General features: G+C 69.9%; 1 protein-coding gene. It reads right to left on the bottom strand.

Features of this window, described 5'->3' with window-relative positions; genetic code table 11:
- Positions 1 to 418, bottom strand: a 418-nt coding sequence (locus K9U40_RS24145; protein WP_282892577.1) for a PP2C family protein-serine/threonine phosphatase, incomplete at both ends; no start/stop codon positions are given.

Here is a 418-nt window from a genome sequence, read left to right as displayed (position 1 = left end):
CTGCACCTGGAATTCGTTGACTTCCAGCGCGGCGGTGGGCTCCACGCCCATGGCCCGGGTGACGAGGTTGCGGAAGCCGGAGACGGCGGCCGCCTCGGGCGTGAGAAGGCCGGCATCGATCTGCTCCTGCAGCCAGGAGTGGTCGCGGGTGATCTGCTGGAGGGCGCCATCCCGCAGGCGGTAGCAGCGGGAATCGCCGATGTGGCCGAGCACGAGGCGGTCCTGCCGGAAGGCGGCGACCACGAGGGTCGTGCCCATGCCGGCGTACTGCGCGTTTGCGTGGGATGCTTCGTAGATGGCGCGGTTGGCGGAATCCACGCAGACTTCCATCGCGTGCCGCAGCTCGCCCGTCGGAGCGTCGCGCCCGTCGCCGTTCAGCCACTGCACGAGGCACTCGCGGATGCGTTCGGTGGCCATG

Source organism: Xanthobacter autotrophicus, assembly GCF_030015065.1.
Lineage (GTDB): Bacteria > Pseudomonadota > Alphaproteobacteria > Rhizobiales > Xanthobacteraceae > Xanthobacter > Xanthobacter autotrophicus_D.
Note: the sequence above shows the minus strand (reverse complement) of the source record. Positions and strands in the feature narration are given on the sequence as shown.